Origin of the sequence: Rhodococcus sp. NPDC057135 (assembly GCF_042670865.1) — a bacterium.
Classification (GTDB): Bacteria; Actinomycetota; Actinomycetes; order Mycobacteriales; family Mycobacteriaceae; genus Rhodococcus_F.
The window spans coordinates 147666-167372 of sequence record NZ_JBHUUU010000011.1 but is presented as its reverse complement, the minus strand read 5'-3'; the positions used below and the strand labels follow the sequence as shown (position 1 = coordinate 167372).

Sequence of the window (19707 nt, the reverse complement as noted above, 5' to 3'; positions counted from 1 at the left end):
CAGCTGGACATTTCCGGAGGTGAGTGGGCATGGAACTTCCATCCGATACTCCCGACGACGTCGTGGCCGCGGCCGCCGGCGGACCAAGGGTCCCGCAGTTCGATCCCACAGTGGGGATTCCGGTAGTTCCACCTGGGGGAGATGCTCCCCACCGGTTGGTGGTCATCGGCGATTCGCTGTCGCAGGGATTCCAGAGCGGGGCGATCTTCAATACCGATCTGTCGTATCCGGCGATCATTGCTCACCAGCTGGGCCGGCTCGACCAGTTCCGCTTTCCCCGTTACGGCGGCCCGGGCGGGCTTCCGCTCAACATCGAACTGTTGCTCCGCACCCTCGAGGAGCGCTTCGGCCCACGGCTCGACCTCTGGGAGGTTCCTCTCGCACTCTTCGCTGCACGTGCGTTCATGGACCACGTGGAGGACTACTGGGAACGCGGACCGGGCAGCGAAGCGCCGACGTTCTCGGCAATCAACCACAACCTCTCGGTGTACGGGTGGGATCTTCGTGACGCTCTGACCAAGACGGCGCAGGGCTGTGAGGATGCTCTTCACCAACCGCACGACGATTTGATCAGCCAGATCGTCGAGAACAACGGTGAGCGCGCCGCACTGCGAGTTCTGCCGCGAGGCTCCGACGCCGAGAAGCGCATGACCGCGTTCGACGCAGCAGCGGAGTTGGGCAAGGAAGGCATCGAAACTCTGATCGTCTTCCTCGGTGCCAACAACGCGCTCCGCACCGTCACCGAACTCCGAGTCGAGTGGAGCGGCAACAACTTCCGCGATCCGGACGGCAAGCGTGACTACACGGTGTGGCAGCCCGAGCACTTCGCGTCGGAGTATGCCGAGGTGCTCGCCGCGATCCGGAAGATCAACGCGCAGCACGTCATCCTCTGCACCGTCCCACACGTGACCATCGCACCGATCGCCCACGGGCTCGGTGGGAAGATCGAAATCGGATCCCGCTATTTCCCGTATTACGCGAGACCGTGGGTGCGCGATACCGACTTCGACCCACAACGCGATCAACACATCACCGGCGCGCAGGCATGGGCCGTCGACACCGCAATCGACATGTACAACGACGGAATCGAGCAGGCCGTCGCCAACGCACGTCGGGTAGGGAAGGACTGGTACCTCTGCGATATTGCCGGGTTGCTCGAGCGCGTGGCCTCACGGCGCTACGTCACCGACGTCAATGCGCGGCCGTCATGGTGGACGCCGTACCCCCTCCCCAAAGCGCTGACCGACCTGCAACCTGTGCCGGACTCGCTGTTCCTCTCCGCCGACGGTCACGGTGGCCGCGCTTCGGGCGGACTCTTCTCGCTCGACGGCGTTCATCCCACGACAGTCGCGTACGGGGTTATGGCGCAAGAACTGGCGAACATCATGGTCGCGGCCGGAGTCCAGTTCGACCGTGCACAGGTCGATTTCGACCGTCTCGTCCGACGCGACACCTTGGTGCGCACTCCGCCGCAGAATCTCGATTCCACACTCGGCGTCATCGGGTGGGCGGACGAGCATCTCGGCTTCGCCAAACGTGTGTTCGGCCTCTGAATTCAGCTTGCCTTCGACATCGTCGGTGCAACGATGCGTTCCGCGTACTCCCGCAAGAGCGCCACAAGTTCTGCGTCGTCCACGGAAAGTCTGCCGGTCGGACCTATCGCAGCCAAGGCGCCGACGACACACCTTTCCGCGTCGTGGATCGGGACGGCGACGGCGGAGCGTCCGACACGAATCTCGTCCACCTCACGGGCGGGCTCACCGCGCCGGATCCGCGAGAGCTCGAGTTCCAAAGCGTCGCCGTCGGTGATGGTGTGGGCGGTGACCTTTCGCAGTGGGGTCTCGGCCAACTCGGGACGGTTGGCGAGGAGCAGCTTTCCGATAGCCGACGCGTGAACGGCGGTGACCAGTGTCCGTTCACCGCTGAGTTCGTGGTCGGGATCGCGATCGACGAGCCGAATCCTGTTTTCTGCAAACGACGCGAGATAGACGCCGAAACGCAACTGTTCGCGGAGTTCTTCGAGGAGCACCGAATTGTCGACAGGTGTGGGTTCGGCAGCAGCTCCGGCTAATTCGCGGGTGCGTCGGCCTAGGGCGAATCCGGAGAGATCGGCGATCCGAACCAGGTAGCCGTCGGCGACAAGAATGTTGAGTAACCGGTAAGCAGTGGCAGGTGGAATGTCGGCCAGGGCGGCAATGTCTTTGGCGGTGGCACCCGATCCGAGCCGGGCCGCCGCTTCGAGCAGGGCGAGGGCGCGCTGAACGGCTCGGGGTTCGTGCCCACCGAGGTCGCGTGGTCGACCCACCATCAGCGGACGCCGGCAGTCGGCTCGCCCACCAGCACGATGTTTCCGGCTGCGTCGGTGGCGAACACCCCAGCTCCTGGTAGCACGTCCTCGGTTTCGGGACTGTCGAAGGCTCCGACGTGCAGCAGGCTTTTGGGGCTTCGGCGTCGCAGGTAGAACTGCCAGAGCGTGCCCGAGGTCAAGATGATCAGTACGGCGATCGGTGCAACGTACGCGTGGTCGATCGTGTTGGCGTAAACCAGGTATCCGAGAACTACCGCGCCGGCGCCACTTCCACACGACGCGGCCGCGAGAACGCCGGGAGTGTGCTCACCGATCCGTGTCAGGAAGACAACGGAAGCGATCGCCACCAGTGCATAGGCCACGATGACGGCGCCGCGAACAGTCAGTCGAACGTCGTCGAAGATTTCTCCTCGCCCGAGTACGGCAAAGGTTCCGCCGCCCAGCAAGACGGTGAAGACCACGGCAGTCAATGCGAAGTAGGGCGTGCGGAAGGCACTGTGAACCGAGGCGAACCGACGGGGGAGTAAGCGCTCGACGCCGAACGAATAGACCAGGCGTGACGCAGCATTGGACGACGCCATCGACGACGCCAGCCACGAGCAACCCAGACCGACGTTGAGAGCGATCACGACACCGGGACTCACGCCCGTCGCCGTTCCGTGGAGATAGGCGTTGACGAGGGTGTCACTGCGCCCGGACCAAGCGGCCCAGCCGGCAAAGATGAAGAGCGATCCACAGATGATCGGAGTGAGAAGGACTGTGCGGGTGACGGTTACCAGCGGCCGACGGGCCTCGGGGCCGAAGAAGGCCGCGCTCTCGAATCCGGCGAGAGCAAACACGGCAGCCAGAGCGGTGAGCAGTAGTCCGTGGCCGGAGGTGGGCGGAACGATCTGCGCTTGTTGACTTCCGGAACCGCCCAGGATCATGAGCCCGACGATGAACAGAAGGGAACAGCTTTCGACGACGAGGATCGCGAGCGCGGCGAATCTGACACTTCGCACGAGGGCGCCGAGAATCAGCAAGGCTATCCCCAGATAGAGCGCGATGACGTGAAAAGTCTTGTCCACGTGCACACCCGCGAAGCCGAGCAACGCGATTGCCGCCTGCCCGCCGTGATAGAGCGTCATGACCGCGCTGCCGACGTATTTGACCAGCATGGCGATGCCGGTGGTCAATGCTGCCCGGGTACCGAGGCCACGAAATACGAAGCTGTGCAGTCCGCCCGACGCCGCCATTCGGCGGGTGAACTGCGATACACAGAAAGCTATGAGCGTCACCAGCACGGTGGCAGCGATGATGGTGATCATCCCGCTCAACAACCGGCCGTGCGTCAGCATGGTGACGGGCAGAACGACCATCGACACAGCGGGAGCAGTGGTCGCTACCGACTGGGCCAGCACCTCGGCACCGGAGAGTTGCCGACGGCCCAACGCGCGCAGCGGCGATCGCGCCGGGGGCTGCTTCTCGCGCGTGGTGAACGACCGCGCGATGGCTTCGGTGAGAGCGGACATGTCGCGTCACGCTAGTCCGGTTCTGTAACGCCGATATTGCGGACATGCTTCCGCTGATCGCACTCGGGTGAGAGAGCAAGATGCGAACGCTCGCACGTTTCTCACTCGGTCCCCACCGACTGTTTCCTGCGCGTCAAGTTCCGGACCCAACGCTCCTGAAGTCTGTGTTCAACACCAACCACCCGGGTCACCGGGAGCACACTGGGGAGCTCGAATGCCATACACACGTAGATCTTTCATGCGCAGCCTGGGAATCACCGGCGGCGCGGGCCTGGCACTCGGTGCTATGTCGTCCATCGGCCTGGCGCCGGCAGTGGCGTCGACGCCGAGACGATTCCAGGCACCCGCCGCGGGTGACCTGATCGGAAAGGTCAAGGGAAATCACTCCGTCGTGATCCTCGGCGGCGGACCCGCCGGGCTGTGCTCCGCCTACGAACTGCAGAAGGCCGGATACAAGGTCACCGTCCTCGAAGCGCGCAACCGCCCGGGTGGTCGGGTGTGGTCGATCCGCAACGGCACCGAAGAAACCGACCTGAACGGCGAGACACAGACCTGTACGTTCTCGGAAGGGCACTTCTACAACCTCGGTGCGACGCGTATTCCGCAGAATCACAACACCATCGACTACTGCCGCGAACTGGGCGTCGAACTGCAGATGTTCGGAAACCAGAACGCGAACACCTTCGTCAACTACTCCGGCAACAAGCCGCTCGCGAATCAGTCGATCACCTACCGAGCAGCCAAAGCCGACACATACGGATACATGTCCGAGCTACTGCAGAAGGCCACCAATCAGGGGGCCCTCGACCAGGTTCTGAGCAAGGAAGACAAGGAGGCGCTCTCGTCGTTCCTCACCGACTTCGGTGATCTCTCCAGCGACGGCCGCTACGTCGGTTCCTCGCGTCGCGGGCACTCTGCAGAACCGGGGGCCGGCCTCAACTTCGGAACCGAGATCGAACCCTTCGGGATGAGCGATGTGATCCAGGGCGGCATCGGGCGCGCATTCTCCTTCGAGTTCGGTTACGACCAGGCCATGACGATGATGACCCCCGTGGGCGGCATGGACCGGATCTACTACAAGTTCCAGGACGCGATCGGCATGGACAACATCGAGTTCGGCGCCGAGGTCAGCGGGATAAAAAATGTCCCGGAAGGCGTCACCGTCGATTACGTCGTCGACGGTAAAGCCAAGTCGATCACCGCCGACTACGCGATCTGCACGATCCCACCGCACTTGATCAAGCGGCTGAACAACAACCTGCCCTCCGATATCCTGCTCGCGCTGGATGCCGCCAAGCCGTCGTCGTCGGGCAAGCTCGGTATCGAGTACTCGCGTCGGTGGTGGGAGACCGAGGACCGCATCTACGGCGGCGCCTCCAATACCGACCGCGACATCTCTCAGATCATGTTCCCCTACGACCACTACAACTCCGACCGCGGCGTCGTCGTCGCGTACTACAGCTCGGGTAAGCGTCAACAGGCGTTCGAATCGCTGACCCATCGTCAGCGCCTGGCCAAGGCCATCGCCGAAGGCGCAGAGATTCACGGCGACAAATACACTCGCGACATCTCGTCGTCCTTCTCCGGAAGCTGGCGGCGCACCAAGTATTCGGAATCCGCCTGGGCATCGTGGGCCGGCGCGGGAGATTCCCACGGCGGCATGGCAACTCCCGAATACACCAAGCTGCTCGATCCCGTCGACCGGATCTACTTCGCCGGCGATCACCTCTCCAACGCCATCGCTTGGCAGCACGGGGCCTTCACGTCCGCGCAGGACGTCGTCACTCATCTTCATCAGCGTGTTGCGCAAACCGCCTGACGTGCTTCGTTTTCCATCCCTTTCTCTGGAGGTCAGATCATGAAATCTCGCAGCACCAAGATCCTTGCAGCCGCATTTGCCGCCGCCGCGCTGCTGGGCACCGCCACAGCCTGTTCATCCGATGAAGCGGACGCCGAGACCACATCGAGTTCGTTCGTCTCCAAGTCGGTCATCGAAGCGGGGCAGGCCAACCCGATGATCGCTCAGGGGGTCGCAATCGGCGGCGACACCGCGATCTACAAGACCAGTGGCATCGGCCCCTCGGCAGGCAACAAGGCGGCGCCGGAAGGATCCCCCGAGTCGTACATCGACGGCCAGTTCTCCGGCGGAGTTCTGCCCACCGGGGTGACCGTCACCGAGGCTCAGGGCATCAACGTCCTCAAGAAGATCCGCGACAATCTCGAAGCGCAGGGGTTGAGTCTCGAGGACGTCGTCACGATGCGCGTCTTCCTCGACAACGCACCGGGGTCGGACAAGGCCGACTACACCGGATGGAATCGCGCGTACCGCCAGTTCTTCGCCAATACCAATCTCGACACGGGCGACACGGAGTTGGTGCCGATGGGCACTGCCGAACCGATCGCCCCGATCGAGCGCAACAGCGCCCGGCCGACCCGCTTCGCCCTGGAAGTTGCGGGACTGCCGGTGGCCGGTTGGCTCGTCGAGGTAGAGGTCGACGCGGTGTACCCCGAGGGCAAGGAACCCGCCTGATGGGCGCGCTCAGCCCGACCCACTGGGCGATCGTCGCAGTAGTACTCGTGGTGCTGTTCGGTTCGAAGAAGCTGCCAGACGCCGCCCGCGGACTCGGTCGGTCGATGCGGATCCTCAAGACCGAAGTCGGTGAACTGCACTCGGATACGGACCTCGCGCTGGAGAAGCGAGACTGACCCCTGTGCGCGGTTGAGGAGTCCCCACACTCCTCAACCGCGCACAGGTGGGGGTGCTGTGCAAAAGTGAAAGCGTGTCCCACACTCTGCTTGCCGCGATCTTCGCCATCGGTGCGGCGCTCTGCATCGCCGTTGGCACCGTGGTGCGCCAGCGTACGGCCGCTGTTGTTCCGGACGATTCGATCGGGGCACTCGGACCCATCACCACGCTCGTCCACCGCCCGGTCTGGTGGCTCGGCACCGTGGTCGGATTCGCGGGGTATGCGCTGCAAGCGTCGGCCCTCGGCCTCGGATCGTTGCTCCTCGTTCAGCCGCTCCTCGTGCTCTCACTGCTGTTCGCACTGCCGTTGGGCGCCCGGTTCAGTGGACGCCGTATCAGCGCTCGCGAGTGGTTGTGGGCCGCGGCACTCACCACATCTGTTGCAGTATTGGTGATTGTGGGAGATCCGCGGCCGGGTGAGCCCCGAGCCGAAACACACCACTGGATCGTGATCTCCGCGATCGGATTGCCGTTCATCGCGCTCTGCCTGTTCGGGGCACATCGTCGAACAGGCTCCGCCCGAGCGCTCCTACTCGGCCTCGCCGGCGGAACACTCTTCGGCGTAGCAGCGGTATTGACCAAGGGCGTCGTTCATCTGGTGAGCCTCGGACCGCACGCGGTCCTGACGTCTTTCGAGTTCTACGCACTGATCGTCGTTGCCGCCGTCGCGACGTCGTTGCAGCAGTCGGCTTTTCAGGCCGGGGACCTTCAGGCTTCGCTGCCTGCCACCACGATCATGGAACCGGTCGTGGCGTCGCTGCTCGGATTCGTGGTGCTCGGTGAATATCTCGATGCGGATCGAAAGGTCGCCGCCGTGCTCGTCCTCGCGCTCGCGGCCATGGCTGCGGCGACCGTTGCCCTGGCGAGAGGGGCCGCGAACGACGACGCGATCGCCGCCCCTCGCACGCCGGTCGGCTAGATCAGACCTTCGGAACGAGCCACCGACGGTGGTGACGGCGGACCCTTCACGAAGACGTCGATCAGCACGTCCTCGTCCTGGTACGACGCGAACTGTGCCAACCCCGGCGTCTGGCGCACAGCCGAATGAACGGCGTCACCGTTCTGCGGATACTCCGGTACGACGTGACGCCAGTGGGCGCACAGCAGAGTGCCGCCAGGCTCGAGATGCTCGACGACCTGCAGCATGGCGTCGACGAGTTTGTCGAAGGTCAGGTAATAGCCGACCTCGCTGATGACGACGAGGTCGAAGGTCTCGCCGGGCCAGTCGTCACCCAATGCCCAGAGGCGGAATTCGGCGTCGCGACCGGCAAGCCGCGCGCGAGCACTCTCGAGTGCGGCCGGGACGATGTCGGTGGCGAGAACGCTGTCGCAGCGCTCGGCCAGCTTCTCGGTGAGAACTCCGATCGAGCACCCAGGTTCGAACGCGCGACGGTATCGGGGCTTCGGGAGCATCGCGATACTGAGCGCGTATTTTCGCTGCTCGTACCAACGCGATTCGAAGTCCCATGGATCGGATTGTGCGGCATACATCTTGGCGAAGTAGTCCGCGGGAAGTTCACGATCGGTCATACGAACACCGTTTCGTACGGTCGCAGTAAGCGTTCCATCACGTGTCGGGGGAGTATGGGCGCATCCGCAGGGTGATCGGAGAGTGGTGCGATCTGTGATGTGAACTCTTGGGCAGCAGCAGATTTTGCAGCCTGAACATCAGACGGCAGGGTCACTCTTCTGGCTCGTTCCCACGGGACTGCCGCATGATCCGGCGCGGCCCAATGCCACGCCCAGATGGGGTACTCGATCAACCGTGATCCCGTGTCCTCGCAGGCCTTCGCAGCTGCGTCCCCGGCGGCTTCATGGTCCGGATGGCCGTCCCCGCGCCACGTCGAGGCGCACCAGGTTTCCGCCGAGGAATCACCGAGAATCGAGCTGAGGCGGTCGGTCAACTCCTGCCGGTTCTCGCCGATCCTCCCGTCCGGGATGCTCAGTCGAACCGGCGCGGGAATTCCGAGTACACGCGCTGCCTGATCCGACTCGGACCGTCGAAGTCGTTCCATCTCGGGCCGAGTCACAGTCGGTGAATCGGGATGTGAAGCTCCGCCGTCAGTGACGGAGACCACTCGAACCTCGATTCCGGAAAGTGCTGCCAGAAGGGCGGTTCCACCAACCCCGAGTACTTCGTCGTCGGGATGGGGAGCGACGACGATCAATCGCGAGCACCCGGTGAGGTCCAGTTCCGGAAAACTGCGTCCCCACTGCCGCCACGTCGATTCGGGGGTGCCGCCGTCGTCGACAGGCTTCTGCGCGAACAGTTTCGAATTCACCACGGCCGTTTCCCCTTGGCCGCAATCCGGCCGAGTTCGGCGAGATCCTTCTCGGCGTGGCTCTGACGCAAGTAGACGGTGAGGTCGGCTACCCGCGCGGCATGTTCGGCGTCCATGCAGAGCGGTGCGGCTCCGAGAGCGCGTCCCACCCGATCGAGGGTCTCCGTCGCGGCACGCTCCACGATTGCACGAACGCGTAGGGCCCGTTGCATGGCTTCTGCATTCTTGTCGGCGGGATCCGCGTCGATCTCTGCTGCCGCGACTGCGAGCGCGTTGCGTGCTGCGGCCAACGCTGCGTCGACTGCGCCGAGATGTGCGAGGACGTACGGATCTTCGGTGCTTGCAGCCTTGTCGTACAACGGATCTGCGACTCCGCAGGCACCGCCGTACCAGCATGCGGCCACGCCTATCGCCCCGTGCCAGAACCCCGGCCGGCTGAGGTAGTCGCCTGCCGTCCCAACCGGTATGGCCGGAACCATGTCGAAGTCGACTGCGCTGGAGTCGCTTTCGGCCATACCGACGGCCTTCCACGAATCGGGAACCGGATGCACTCCAGGTAGTCCGAGTTCAACCGCGAAGAGAGAGGGGACTCCCTCGACCAAGGCGGTGATCAGTGCATGCGTACAGGTGTTGGCGCCAGAACACCACAATTTGCGACCGGTGAGTGTCCAGATTCCCACGTGCTCAGACGCATTCACCACGGGTGCGGGTGGCTCGGCTGCCCACACGCCCCACAGCTGTCCCGGTTCGGGATCGGGGCCGTCGAGTTCGGTGAGTATCGCGACGGCGTCGGTGTGAGCCTCAGCCATCCGGCCGAGAACCACGTTCTCCCGTGTGAGCTCTGCGAGAGAGGTCCACCGTGCGGCCGTCGCGCCGCCGCCGGGCAGTGGCAAATACAGTCCGCCTGCATCCAGGAGTGTGTGTAGTCGTTTCATCGTGCCAGCTCCGCTTCTTCGTTATCGGCGGTCGTACCACCCAGGTTACGGATATGTCCGGCAAAGCCGCCCGGAGTTCGGCCGTCGAGACGCGCAGACGTGGTGACCGCAAGGTCTTCTGCCCACGCGATACACGCGCCCGCCTCGCTCAATCGTCGAACGAGATCGACGTCCTCGTCCTCCTCTAGATCGGAGAATCCTCCGACGCTCCAATACATGTCGGCGCGGACACCGAGGTTGGCGCCGTGGATGTGACCGTGTCGACCATATGGATGTGCGTGGTACATACGTTCGTATCGTTCGCGGACGGACTGCGGTTGGCCCTCCCAATCTGCGATGCGAACGGTTCCCGCAACCACGTCCGCGGTACGCGCATATTCCAATTGGCGCGCAATCCAGGTGGGTCCGACCACCGAATCGGCATCGGTGGTGGTGAACCACGCCGAGGGACCCAAATCTCGGCCGAACTCGGAGAAGCCCGTCGCTCGTGAGCGCCCGACGTTCTGGTGCTCGACGCGGAGCACATCCACGCCTTCGGGGATGACCCCCGCGGTTCCGTCCGAACAGTTGTCGAGGACGGCGACAACTCGGACGGGGACAACGCAAGCCGACGCCGCTGTTGCGAGTGCACGAAGGCAATTGGGAAGGTCTTCGGCTTCGTTGTGGGCGGGAACTACGACAAGAACCTGGTCGATTGGCACAGTGACGATCCTTTCCTCACCCTGGTACGGTCGGGTTTTCTTTCGTCCCGGTTCTCAACAGATAACCACATTTCAGACGAGTGCCGCCGCTCGACCGCCAGCAGTCGCGCAGGTCGAAACCTGTTTCGGTGAAACATCTCTGGATACGTTTGGGAGCTGTACCTTCGGGGTACAAAACGGGGTTTTGTGACTGTGTCTTCGGGTGCAAAACAGGGTTTTGCGACCGAAGAATCTTCAGAACCTGCGGTGGCGCACCGAATCGATGAGCATCCGTGCAACGTCGTGGAGTTTGACGTTGGTGTGCTGTGATTGCTGCACGAGTCGACTGAATGCTTCCTCGGCGTCGATACCGTGGACGGCGATCAGGACGCCCTTGGCCTGCTCGATCTCGGCCCGAGACTCCATGGCGCAGTGCAATTGTTCGATGTGCTCGTGTGCCTGACGCCAGCGTCGTGAATCTGCGATCGCCGCGCCCGCACCAGCGGTGAACAATTTCATCAACTCTTCGTCGAAGGCCTTGAACTCGGTCGATGCGAATCCGTAGACGTTGAAAGCGCCGAGAAGTTCGGTGCTCCCTTCGCCCATGGTGATCGGCACGCACAAGTAGGACCGGACGCCTTGTTTGCGGGCCTCGACGGTGAATTCCGGCCATTCGGCTTGGTGATCACCCACCTTTGCCCGGACCGACGAGACTGAGCGTGCGGCGTCCACACACGGTCCACGATCGGCGGAGTGTTGGGCGTCGTCTATCTCGGAGAGGTAGTCCGCGGTAGATGCAGCAGTTCGCGGGCCATCGGCCGACAACACGGTCACGCTGACTGCGTCGGCGTCCGGCAGTGCTTTGACCGCCGTCTCGGCCAGACGTTGGAGCATGGAGTCGAGGTGCTCGTCCGTGTTCAGATTGGACCGGAGTCCGGCAATCGCTTCGGCGAGTGTGTCGAGCGAATCTGCTGCGGAAGCAAACGCCGCGGCTCCCTGTGGAGTGTCCGCATTGCCTGTCATGACTCAGGTCTACTCCGCAAACTGCGGCGATGTGACCGTTCCAGGCGGTCGATACTGCAATGTTGCATGAAATTCGAGGTTCCTGGGTAGCCGCATGCAGCGATGTGCGATGTCGCCTGAAAAAGAGGAGCCGATGATGATCCTGCGTTTACCCGGTGTGTATCCACCGCAACACGACACGTCGTTACTCGCGGATGCGCTGCTGTTCGAGCACCTCACCGCTCGCAGCCGGGTGCTGGATCTGTGCACGGGGACGGGCGCCCTCGCCGTCGCGGCATCTGCGGCAGGTGCAGGCCACGTTGTCGCGGTCGACATATCTCGCCGAGCGTGCGCCAATGCTCGTCTCAACGGAATCCTCAACGGAACCTTGATCGATTCCCGTCGTGGCGATCTCACCGAGGCCGTGCACGGCGAACTCTTCGATCTGGTGATCTCCAACCCGCCGTACGTCCCAGCACTTGCCGATGATCTTCCCACCACTGGAATCGAACGTGCTTGGGACGCAGGCAAGGACGGACGCGCCCTCATCGACAGGATCGCAGCCACCGTTCACGACGTACTCGTCCCCGGCGGCACACTTCTTCTCCTGCAGTCGGTACTGTGTGGGGTCGACAAAACCGAGGCGATACTCGAGGAACACGGTATGGCGGTGGAGATTTCGGCTCGGAAGTACATTCCGTTCGGGCCCGTGATGCGTGAGAGACGCACGATGCTCGAGGCGCGAGGGCTGATCACCACCGGTCAACAAATCGAACAACTGGTGATCATTCGCGCAACGAAGTCTCACCCTTCTCCCAACTCGATGTGAGGTGTTCGCCGAGAAGATCGTCGAACGCGAGGCACGTTGCGGCGCCGAACAAGATGTCGCCGGCGCGGTGTGGTTGCGAAGAAGCAAGACCGCCGGCAAGTTCGCGAACGGCGATCTGTTCATGGACGGAATCCGCTTCGACATGCTCGTCGTAGAACAGGGTCGCGTCCGAACCGAATCCGAGTCGGCGCAGGCCGGCGCTGTAGCGCTTACTCGGCAGCGCCGACGTGGTCTCGACGGCGCACAGGTGCCCGACCAGGGTGCCGAGATGTCGGCGATGAAAACCGAAGAGCGAGAGAGCATTCAACGATGCCAAGGTCACTGCGGGAACGGCGTCGATGTAGTGACCGTAGCGGTCCGAAAGACCGACGGCCCGCATCGTGTCGGCAAACAGACGCGAATGCATACGCTCAGCGCGGCCACCTCCGTACTCGTCGCTCTGCACTTCGACGAGGGCTGCCTTGACGGCACCGGAGAGCCGCGAAATTCCAAGGGTGTGCACATCCGCTTCGCGGAGCTGATTGAGCGAACGGTGAATCAGCACCTCCGCGAACTGATCGACGGTGGCGTCCTTCGCCATGAAGGCCGCAAGACCGGGCCCGGCACTGGGCGCCGTCATCGCCCACAGGTCGGCCACCACGTCGCCAGACGACGGCACAGTCCCCACGAGTTGCGCGATGGCGGACTCGAAGTGCGTTTCGAGACGAGACCGCACCGCGAGCAGGTCCGGATTCCACTCCCACTCGTCCGAGACGTTCTCGATTCCCTGCAGATGAAGCTCGTAGAGGAGTGCCAGCGTCAACTGGGCGTCGTCGTCTCGAAGAATGTCGTAGGTGTGGTCGGTGGATCGTGCGTCTTCGTACGCGTCAGCGGCAGCCTTCAGCTCCCTCGGATCGGCGGAGGAGAGCAGAATGGAAACGAGAGTGGCGCTCAGTGGGCCGCGAGCCTGCGGAACGGGCATGGAAGTAGGCACGCCAGTGGCCGAATCGAGAAGTGAAGAGGACATATGACCGCGTTTCCCGAATCGTCATCTGCCGAAACACCGGATAGTTCCGGGTGCAACACCACCATAACCGCCTGCTCGGACGGACCGCTGCTGGTGCGTGGTGACTTCGAGTTGCTCCGCGACGACGGCACTCCGATAGAGAACAAGCGCTCTACGGTCGCTTTGTGCCGATGTGGACGGACCGCCATTGCGCCGTTCTGCGACAGCTCCCACAAGAAGAAGCGGGCGCGAGCGAGTTAACCGGTACCGAACTCGGCACGCGCCCGACCTGGAAACCAAAGTAGACCCGGAGACCAAGTAGACCCGGAGACCAAGTAGACCTAGAAACCAAGTAGACCCAGAAACCAAGAAAAGGCTGGATGCCGGCACCGTGCGGTGCAGCGTCCAGCCTTTTCAGTCTGAATTCAGACTGGGATCGAGCTCAGATGGCGCGAACGTTCTGAGCCTGGGGGCCCTTCTGGCCCTGTCCGATCTCGAACTCGACCTTCTGGCCCTCGTCGAGGGACTTGTAGCCGCTGCCCTGGATCTCCGAGTAGTGAACGAACACATCCGGTCCGCCACCTTCCTGCTCGATGAATCCGAAGCCCTTTTCACCGTTGAACCACTTGACACTGCCCTGAGCCATAACCAAATTCTCCTGGATCCATCGAGCCGAGCCCTCCCATCGAGAGTCCGGTCTCACACCTGATCCTGCCATGCTCTTCTTTTTCTGTCTCCAATTACATGCATGGCGAGTTGCAGTATTTGGCGGGTTTGTCCCGTTGTGATGCCGCGCTGGAAGCAGGTGATTGTTCAACTATGCACGTCTACCTGCTGTGATGTATTCGTCGCTTCGATACAGCGCGAAATGACAACACCTGTGTTAAATCTGGATTCGCGTCGCAGAATGTCACCCCGACACTCAGGACGGGACCAAATACCCAACTCGGTCGGGGTCGAGATCAGTCCGATTCGTCGGATTTGGTGTGTCCGTCGAACGTCACGTGGATGTTCTCGTGCGGAACCGCGCGTTGCGCTTTTGCTTGATCGGCGAAGGTGCGCCGATCGCCTTCGATGAGCTCGGTGTTGTCGGTGAACGGAGCCAGCAACGCCCGCGGATGGAGTTTGTCGACTCGCACGACGTTGATTTCCGCGCACATGACGATCGAGGCGGCAGCGAGGAACAAGAAGGCCAGCAAACCCAGAACGATGGCAAAGACACCATTGGTGGTGGAGGCACCCCGCACCACGGATGTCACGTAGAGGGCACCGAAGGACTGAAGTGCTTGCCAGAGAACAGCAGCGGCGATCGCTCCGGGTGCCACGTCGGCCACAGACAGCGGCCTCGCGCAGGTGAGCCGGAAAGCGACGATGAAGATGCCCGCGTTCAGGACGACTGCCGCGAGGGTCAGCAAGAAGCTGAACGAACCACCCAGATGAAGCGCGCCGCCGATGCTGGAGACAGCGGTGGTCCCCAGGACCGCGAGTCCGATGGTGCCGAGCAGCAGTAACCCTTGAAGCCGCCCGCGGATGGGATCCGGTCGCATGTTCCGGGGCACAGACCACACCGTATTCATCGCATTCTGGCAAGCCAGAGCGACACCGAGGCCACCGTAGAGGCCGCCGACGATTCCGATCACCAGACCAGTGACGCCGCCGCCGATCTGTTGCGCGTTGCCGAGGTCGTCACCGATGACCGGGAACTGATGCAGTGCCGAGTCCAAGATCTGTTGCTGAAGTTCGGGGTTGTCCGACAGCACGAAGCCGAGAATGGTCGAGAGTAGGAGAAGCAGCGGAAACAGCGAGACAAAGCCGTAGTAAGCGATCAGCGCGGCGAGATAAACACCTTGATCGTCGAGGAACTTGTAGAGGACCGCTATCGGGAACCCCAGTGCCGGATGCTTCTGTTGCAAGGCATCGAGGCGCTTGGCGATTGTCATTCTCGGTCTCTCTCAGCTCGTCGGACAGCCCGACGAACCTTAGTCGCTGCGAGCGCTCAGCGCTCGGCGCTCGACGTCGGTGCCGAGCGTGCTGTCAGGAGGCTTCGAGCGACTTCTCGGCTCCGCGGAGCGCGCGCATGGCTCCCTCGACAGAGTTCGTCACCGGAAATTCTTCTTCGGCCCGTGCTGCCCGAAGCAAGCGTCGAAGTGGGTGCGACCCGATGACGGACCACTGGAAGTCGTGGGCTCGTGATCGGGAGTTCAGCTCGGCGAACAGTTCGAGGCATACCGCACCGACGAACAGTGAATTGGACAGGTCGAGGATGACGCGAGACCACTCCGCAGCGTAAGAGCTGAGAAGCTCTCGCAGTGCGGGGGCGGAGAGTTTGTCGAGGTCGACATCGACCTGGATCAGGACTGTCGAGGGCGCTACCCGCCAGGCAGCGAAGCCTTGTGTTTCCACGATCGGACCCAATTGTGTTGAGGGATCGATGGAATCGATCGAAGTGTGGTCGAGTTCATTCAGATTCATGGCAGATCCGGTCTGTGTGCTTTCATCGAAAGGCTGACGACCGATCTGGCGGCGCGGAAAGTGAATGCGTCCAGGCGTGGAAAGTTTTAAAGCTCAATGGATATGCGCAGGACAGGTACGCGCGAACGTACTCACCTGATCCAGAGCCTTGATGCGAACCGAGCGCCAGTGGCTTCAACCCCGGCTGTATTCTCAACCTCGGTACCGCTCAGTGTAGCTCGAGGGTGTAAATCGGTCCAGGCGTGGAGTCGAACATCAAGCAGTGCAATGTTTTTGGCTATACGCTTCGGTAGGCTGGGGGATCAGCGTCACCGGACGAAGGGATTCAGATGAACGACCGCGATGCACTTACGGCCATCTCGACCAAGCTCGACACGCTGATCGGAGCAGAGACCAACGGTCTGCGGGACGAGGTTCCGCCCGGTTCCAGTGTTCAGCGCACCGAGCAGGACGGGGAGCACGGAAGGTGGGGTCACGATTACCGCCTCGCCAACAAGTATCTCGAGGCTCTCGACATCGGCCAGCCCGGGCTCATCGACCGAGACGAGATGGAACGTCTTGCGCAGGAGTACATCTGATCCTCCAGACGTACCGTCAGAAGATTTCGCCCATCTCGGTGCGTAGCTGCTTCAGCGTCTGCGTGAGGATTCTGGACACATGCATCTGGGAAAGACCGACCTTCTCGGCAATCTGAGACTGGGTGAGATGACCGAAGAATCTCAGAACGACGATCGTGCGCTCGCGCTCCGGTAATGCCAGGAGCGCGGGCCGCAATGTTTCGTGATTGTCGATCCGACTGATCGCTTCGTCGTACTGACCCAAGGTGTCGATCAGAGTCAGTCCGCTCCCGTCGCCGGCGGATGCGGTGTCGAGCGGTGTGGTCCGATACGAGTTGCCGGCCGTCAGCCCCTGTTCGACCTCGTCCGGTTCGATGTCGAGTTCTTTCGCGAGTTCCGCGACAGTGGGAGCGCGCCCGAGCGTCTGGGACAGCGACGTAAGCGCCCGGTTCAGGGCAAGGTGTCGTTCTTGAAGGCTTCGCGGGACGCGCACGGACCAGCCGTGATCGCGAAAATGCTTGCGTACCTCACCCATTACCGTCGGGACGGCGAACGACAGGAAATCCGATCCCTTTTCCACATCGAATCGCTGCACAGCCTGTACCAACCCGACGCGCGCAACTTGTTCCAAGTCCTCGAAAGGCTGGCCGCGCCCCTGGTAGCGGCGTGCGACGTGGGTGGCGAGCGGTAGGCACAATTCGATGATCGAGTTGGTGATTTTTTCTCGGGTCGGATCATCAGGCGGAAGCGAAGCCATCGAAACGAACAGTTCGACAGCTAGTTCGTACTGGTCCTTCTTGTCCGGTGGGACAGTGGTCACGCACGCTCCTGGAGCAAGCCCTTTTCAAGCGTCATCGTCAGGGTGGTGTGACCGTCCGCGTCGATTTCCGATTGTTCCAAACGGACGGAGTCGACCAGTGCTTCGAGAACGAACCATCCGAAGCTGTGCGACTTGTCGGGAATTTCGGAGTGCGCAATCACCGAAACGACGGTCCGAAGTGTGCGACCGAATGTCTCGAAACGGCAGGTCAAGTCGCTGGACGGTATCGCATGGCCGATGAGGATACTTGCGACTTCGTCCATCGCCAGAGCGAGATCGGCTGTCCCGTCGACATCCAATCCGGTGTTGTTGGCGACCGTGCGGGTGATTCCACGCAGAGTCGGAAGTTGAGAGTACGACGCCCGGACACGGAGCGAGGCGATGGAGTCGTGAGTAAGTTCGGCTTCGGTCGAACTCGACAGAGGGATCAAGGGACTTCCTGTAGGTAGATGTGGCGGTATTCCGGCAGAACGAGGCAAGGACCGGTAGCGGCCATGCGTGCCGACCATCTCGACCCCAGAGGTGTTCATGGCCTTCGATTACCCTTCGCCCGGCGAACTAACCCTCATTACCGAACTCGAAGATGAATTGTGAGACACATCACCTATGGTGCACTCGTACCTGATCTCATCTTTCATGTGCGGCTCGTTCGGGTACTTCCGCATCATGGACACCCATGCAGAAAGACAGATCCCTGTGCACGTTCGACCGGAAGGCGTCACGGACGAGGGAGTGAAAGCGGCGGGTGTGTTGTCTAACGCCCTCGAAACGGTGGAGCGTGCGCGCGGTGCTCTGTACGACTTCCATCAGCTGATCGGGCACGCGGATTTGATGCTCGACGAGGTCGTCGAGCTACTGCGCACCAGCGGCAACGACGAACTGGCAGATCAAGTCGAGGACGAGTTGATGGGCCGGAACGTGGTCGAGGGGCGTTGGACTTTCCAGCTGGTCGAGGAGTTCGACGAGAACTACTGGTCGTTCTTCCGCGAATGCGAGAAGGTGGTGCGCGACCGACTGGCCGGCGGAGTGCCGCATCTGTTCGAATCCGAGATGAAGGAGCGCCGACGCACGCATGGGCGTCGACACCACGAGGCACGGCCCTGAGTTTCCGCACCATCAGTTCCTGTCCCGAATTATTGCTCGGTTGAGCTCGACACAGCACTGACCAGTGGTCCAGTTCGCGCTTTGCGCAACGATTCTCGTTCGGTAGCCGTCATCCCGCCCCAGATGCCGTGAGGTTCCCCGGTCTGGATGGCGTGCACCAGGCATCTCTGCACGACGGGGCATCTGGCACACACCAGCTTCGCCGAACTCTCGCGCTTCGCCCGCCTCGATCCGCGCTCGTTCGTGTCGTCGTAGAACAGAGCCGGGTCGGTGTCGCGGCAGGTACCGGACAGTTGCCAGTCCCACTCGTCGGCAAGGGGCCGCGGAGATGTGTAGGAGCGCATGAACATGGACGTTCCCTTCGCTGCGTGACGAACTCGACTCGGATCGAGGCCCGGGTCGGGCGTTAGTGCAAAGCTCGGTCCCGCCGGTACATGGTCTGCACCGGCGGGACCTTCGAGGCTCCTCCCTCGAGAGGGAGAATTTCGGGGGTACCTCTGGTCGGTCATTACCCAGCCGTACAAATTTTGAATCCCGGTCGTCAGGAATTCTTTTGATCCACGGCTCGTCTCTCTGCTGCGGCGACAAGACCGCCGGCTCGTCTCTCTGCTGCGGCGACAAGACCGCCGGCGATGTCGCGCACCTTGACGTTCCACTCTTGCGACATCTCGACCAGTAGGTCGAAAGCTTGGTCGGCTGAGCACTCACGCTCGGCCATCAGCAATCCCTTGGCCTGCTCGATCACGGGCCGAGAATCCAAAGCTCTTCGCAGTTCGTCATTTTCCGCGCGAAGGCGGGCGAGTACGTCTGGCACGGAGCTGGACTGCCGAGCCTGCGGTCGTGAAACCTCGTACACACGATGAAGCACCCCGATCACCCGGCCGTCGTCATCGGTGACCGAGGAATTCACGGTGTTCCAGTAGCGCGTGACAAACAGCCCGGAACCGCGCTCGTCGCGCACGTCGTACCGTTGAGTCGGCATCGCATCACGAGATTTGGTTTGCATCACCCGCTCGAACGACATTGTCAACGAGGAGATTCCGTCGGCAAAAGAGTCGGCAGGATTGTCGGGAAAGGCCTCGAACACTTCCACTCCGTGCAGCTGATCCAAACTGCGATCGGACATGGCAAGGTATTCTCCGTTTGCTCCCCGGACACGAAAATTGCTGTCCACGAGGAGAAGAGAGGAAGTGCTTGCCGCAAACCGATCGCTACTGGCGATCGAGCGGAGAGTGCTCGAACTCATGATTGTGTCGTTTCTGTCCTGTCTTCGACGGCTGCGGCGCGTGGTGATTTCAGAAGTAGTTGATTGCGAGGACCCCAAGAGCAGTGCCTGCCACGATCGATCCGAACAACAAACGCTGCTGCAGTACGAACATCTGATACTCGCGACGCGTTTGTGCTGACGTGCCGCGCGAGTCCGCAGACATGCTCCTGCCCTTTCCGGTTGTGGGGAACGCGATTTCGGCCGACCCC

Annotated in this window: 25 protein-coding genes; 9 read left to right on the top strand and 16 right to left on the bottom strand. The window is 62.1% G+C overall.

Translation table 11 applies throughout. The features are described 5' to 3' along the window. The first annotated feature begins 29 nt into the window (after window positions 1-29). Window positions 30-1553, top strand: coding sequence for a hypothetical protein (locus tag ACFT1A_RS21380; RefSeq protein WP_378448650.1), 1524 nt, complete (start codon window positions 30-32; stop codon window positions 1551-1553). A 2-nt stretch (window positions 1554-1555) separates the two neighbouring features. Here ACFT1A_RS21380 and ACFT1A_RS21375 read toward each other — a convergent pair whose 3' ends face one another. Together ACFT1A_RS21375 and ACFT1A_RS21370 are read right to left on the bottom strand one after the other, a co-directional pair. Continuing rightward, window positions 1556-2308, bottom strand: coding sequence for an IclR family transcriptional regulator (locus tag ACFT1A_RS21375; protein ID WP_378448649.1), 753 nt, complete (start codon window positions 2306-2308; stop codon window positions 1556-1558). Continuing rightward, window positions 2308-3819, bottom strand: coding sequence for an APC family permease (locus ACFT1A_RS21370; protein ID WP_378448648.1), 1512 nt, complete (start codon window positions 3817-3819; stop codon window positions 2308-2310). Before ACFT1A_RS21370 ends, ACFT1A_RS21375 begins: the two co-directional genes overlap by 1 nt. A gap of 238 nt (window positions 3820-4057) precedes the next feature. On the opposite strand from ACFT1A_RS21370, the gene ACFT1A_RS21365 reads away from it, so the two are divergent. From ACFT1A_RS21365 to ACFT1A_RS21350, 4 genes are all read left to right on the top strand, one after another. After that, window positions 4058-5638 (top strand): flavin monoamine oxidase family protein, encoded by a 1581-nt coding sequence (locus ACFT1A_RS21365; protein ID WP_378448712.1) that lies wholly within the window; start codon window positions 4058-4060, stop codon window positions 5636-5638. A gap of 39 nt (window positions 5639-5677) precedes the next feature. Then, window positions 5678-6349, top strand: a complete 672-nt coding sequence (locus ACFT1A_RS21360) for a Rid family hydrolase (protein ID WP_378448647.1) — start codon at window positions 5678-5680, stop codon at window positions 6347-6349. Next, a complete protein-coding gene (gene tatA / locus ACFT1A_RS21355) occupies window positions 6349-6525 on the top strand; it encodes a Sec-independent protein translocase subunit TatA (RefSeq protein WP_019747480.1) in 177 nt (58 codons plus the stop codon). The genes ACFT1A_RS21360 and tatA overlap by 1 nt, the downstream gene beginning before the upstream one ends. A gap of 74 nt (window positions 6526-6599) precedes the next feature. Continuing rightward, a complete protein-coding gene (locus ACFT1A_RS21350) occupies window positions 6600-7484 on the top strand; it encodes a DMT family transporter (protein ID WP_378448646.1) in 885 nt (294 codons plus the stop codon). Here ACFT1A_RS21350 and ACFT1A_RS21345 read toward each other — a convergent pair. The 5 genes from ACFT1A_RS21345 to ACFT1A_RS21325 form a co-directional block, all read right to left on the bottom strand. Continuing rightward, a complete protein-coding gene (locus ACFT1A_RS21345) occupies window positions 7481-8095 on the bottom strand; it encodes a class I SAM-dependent methyltransferase (RefSeq protein WP_317828239.1) in 615 nt (204 codons plus the stop codon). The genes ACFT1A_RS21350 and ACFT1A_RS21345 overlap by 4 nt on opposite strands. Continuing rightward, window positions 8092-8850, bottom strand: a complete 759-nt coding sequence (locus tag ACFT1A_RS21340; protein WP_378448645.1) for a PIG-L deacetylase family protein — start codon at window positions 8848-8850, stop codon at window positions 8092-8094. Before ACFT1A_RS21340 ends, ACFT1A_RS21345 begins: the two co-directional genes overlap by 4 nt. Beyond that, the gene (locus ACFT1A_RS21335; RefSeq protein WP_378448644.1) at window positions 8844-9782 is read right to left on the bottom strand and encodes an acyl-CoA dehydrogenase; all 939 of its coding nucleotides are present in this window, start codon (window positions 9780-9782) and stop codon (window positions 8844-8846) included. The genes ACFT1A_RS21340 and ACFT1A_RS21335 overlap by 7 nt, the downstream gene beginning before the upstream one ends. Continuing rightward, on the bottom strand, window positions 9779-10483 hold the full coding sequence (locus ACFT1A_RS21330) for a glycosyltransferase (protein WP_378448643.1): 705 nt from the start codon (window positions 10481-10483) through the stop codon (window positions 9779-9781). The genes ACFT1A_RS21335 and ACFT1A_RS21330 overlap by 4 nt, the downstream gene beginning before the upstream one ends. A 234-nt stretch (window positions 10484-10717) precedes the next feature. Further along, on the bottom strand, window positions 10718-11485 hold the full coding sequence (locus ACFT1A_RS21325) for an ANTAR domain-containing protein (protein ID WP_378448642.1): 768 nt from the start codon (window positions 11483-11485) through the stop codon (window positions 10718-10720). Window positions 11486-11621: 136 nt separating this feature from the next. Here ACFT1A_RS21325 and ACFT1A_RS21320 point away from each other — a divergent pair, with 136 nt between their 5' ends. Next, window positions 11622-12293, top strand: coding sequence for a HemK2/MTQ2 family protein methyltransferase (locus ACFT1A_RS21320; protein ID WP_378448641.1), 672 nt, complete (start codon window positions 11622-11624; stop codon window positions 12291-12293). Here the strand turns inward: ACFT1A_RS21320 and ACFT1A_RS21315 are convergent. Beyond that, complete coding sequence (locus tag ACFT1A_RS21315; protein WP_378448640.1) at window positions 12250-13299, bottom strand: iron-containing redox enzyme family protein; 1050 nt, start codon at window positions 13297-13299, stop codon at window positions 12250-12252. The genes ACFT1A_RS21320 and ACFT1A_RS21315 overlap by 44 nt on opposite strands. On the opposite strand from ACFT1A_RS21315, the gene ACFT1A_RS21310 reads away from it, so the two are divergent. Then, entirely contained in the window at window positions 13300-13539 is a 240-nt protein-coding gene (locus ACFT1A_RS21310) for a CDGSH iron-sulfur domain-containing protein (RefSeq protein ID WP_230816418.1), read from the top strand. Window positions 13540-13720: 181 nt separating this feature from the next. Here the strand turns inward: ACFT1A_RS21310 and ACFT1A_RS21305 are convergent, their stop codons facing one another. From ACFT1A_RS21305 to ACFT1A_RS21295, 3 genes are all read right to left on the bottom strand, one after another. After that, window positions 13721-13924 (bottom strand): cold-shock protein, encoded by a 204-nt coding sequence (locus tag ACFT1A_RS21305; RefSeq protein WP_003943666.1) that lies wholly within the window; start codon window positions 13922-13924, stop codon window positions 13721-13723. A 316-nt stretch (window positions 13925-14240) separates the two neighbouring features. Then, a complete protein-coding gene (locus tag ACFT1A_RS21300; protein WP_378448639.1) occupies window positions 14241-15218 on the bottom strand; it encodes a YihY/virulence factor BrkB family protein in 978 nt (325 codons plus the stop codon). A 94-nt stretch (window positions 15219-15312) separates the two neighbouring features. Next, a complete protein-coding gene (locus tag ACFT1A_RS21295) occupies window positions 15313-15750 on the bottom strand; it encodes an STAS domain-containing protein (RefSeq protein WP_378448638.1) in 438 nt (145 codons plus the stop codon). Between the two features lie 329 nt (window positions 15751-16079). On the opposite strand from ACFT1A_RS21295, the gene ACFT1A_RS21290 reads away from it, so the two are divergent. Beyond that, entirely contained in the window at window positions 16080-16328 is a 249-nt protein-coding gene (locus ACFT1A_RS21290; protein ID WP_030535920.1) for a hypothetical protein, read from the top strand. 16 nt (window positions 16329-16344) lie between these two features. Here the strand turns inward: ACFT1A_RS21290 and ACFT1A_RS21285 are convergent, their stop codons facing one another. Both ACFT1A_RS21285 and ACFT1A_RS21280 read right to left on the bottom strand, forming a co-directional pair. Then, complete coding sequence (locus ACFT1A_RS21285) at window positions 16345-17127, bottom strand: SigB/SigF/SigG family RNA polymerase sigma factor (protein ID WP_378448637.1); 783 nt, start codon at window positions 17125-17127, stop codon at window positions 16345-16347. Further along, window positions 17124-17558 (bottom strand): ATP-binding protein, encoded by a 435-nt coding sequence (locus ACFT1A_RS21280; protein WP_378448636.1) that lies wholly within the window; start codon window positions 17556-17558, stop codon window positions 17124-17126. The genes ACFT1A_RS21285 and ACFT1A_RS21280 overlap by 4 nt, the downstream gene beginning before the upstream one ends. 235 nt (window positions 17559-17793) lie before the next feature. Between ACFT1A_RS21280 and ACFT1A_RS21275 the strand changes: the two genes are divergently transcribed. Beyond that, complete coding sequence (locus ACFT1A_RS21275; protein ID WP_378448635.1) at window positions 17794-18231, top strand: hypothetical protein; 438 nt, start codon at window positions 17794-17796, stop codon at window positions 18229-18231. Window positions 18232-18260: 29 nt separating this feature from the next. Here ACFT1A_RS21275 and ACFT1A_RS21270 read toward each other — a convergent pair whose 3' ends face one another. The 3 genes from ACFT1A_RS21270 to ACFT1A_RS21260 form a co-directional block, all read right to left on the bottom strand. Continuing rightward, window positions 18261-18581 (bottom strand): WhiB family transcriptional regulator, encoded by a 321-nt coding sequence (locus ACFT1A_RS21270; RefSeq protein ID WP_378448634.1) that lies wholly within the window; start codon window positions 18579-18581, stop codon window positions 18261-18263. A 191-nt stretch (window positions 18582-18772) separates the two neighbouring features. Then, window positions 18773-19477 (bottom strand): ANTAR domain-containing protein, encoded by a 705-nt coding sequence (locus ACFT1A_RS21265; RefSeq protein WP_378448633.1) that lies wholly within the window; start codon window positions 19475-19477, stop codon window positions 18773-18775. A gap of 49 nt (window positions 19478-19526) precedes the next feature. After that, complete coding sequence (locus tag ACFT1A_RS21260) at window positions 19527-19661, bottom strand: hypothetical protein (RefSeq protein ID WP_020968725.1); 135 nt, start codon at window positions 19659-19661, stop codon at window positions 19527-19529. Between the last annotated feature and the right edge of the window lie 46 nt (window positions 19662-19707).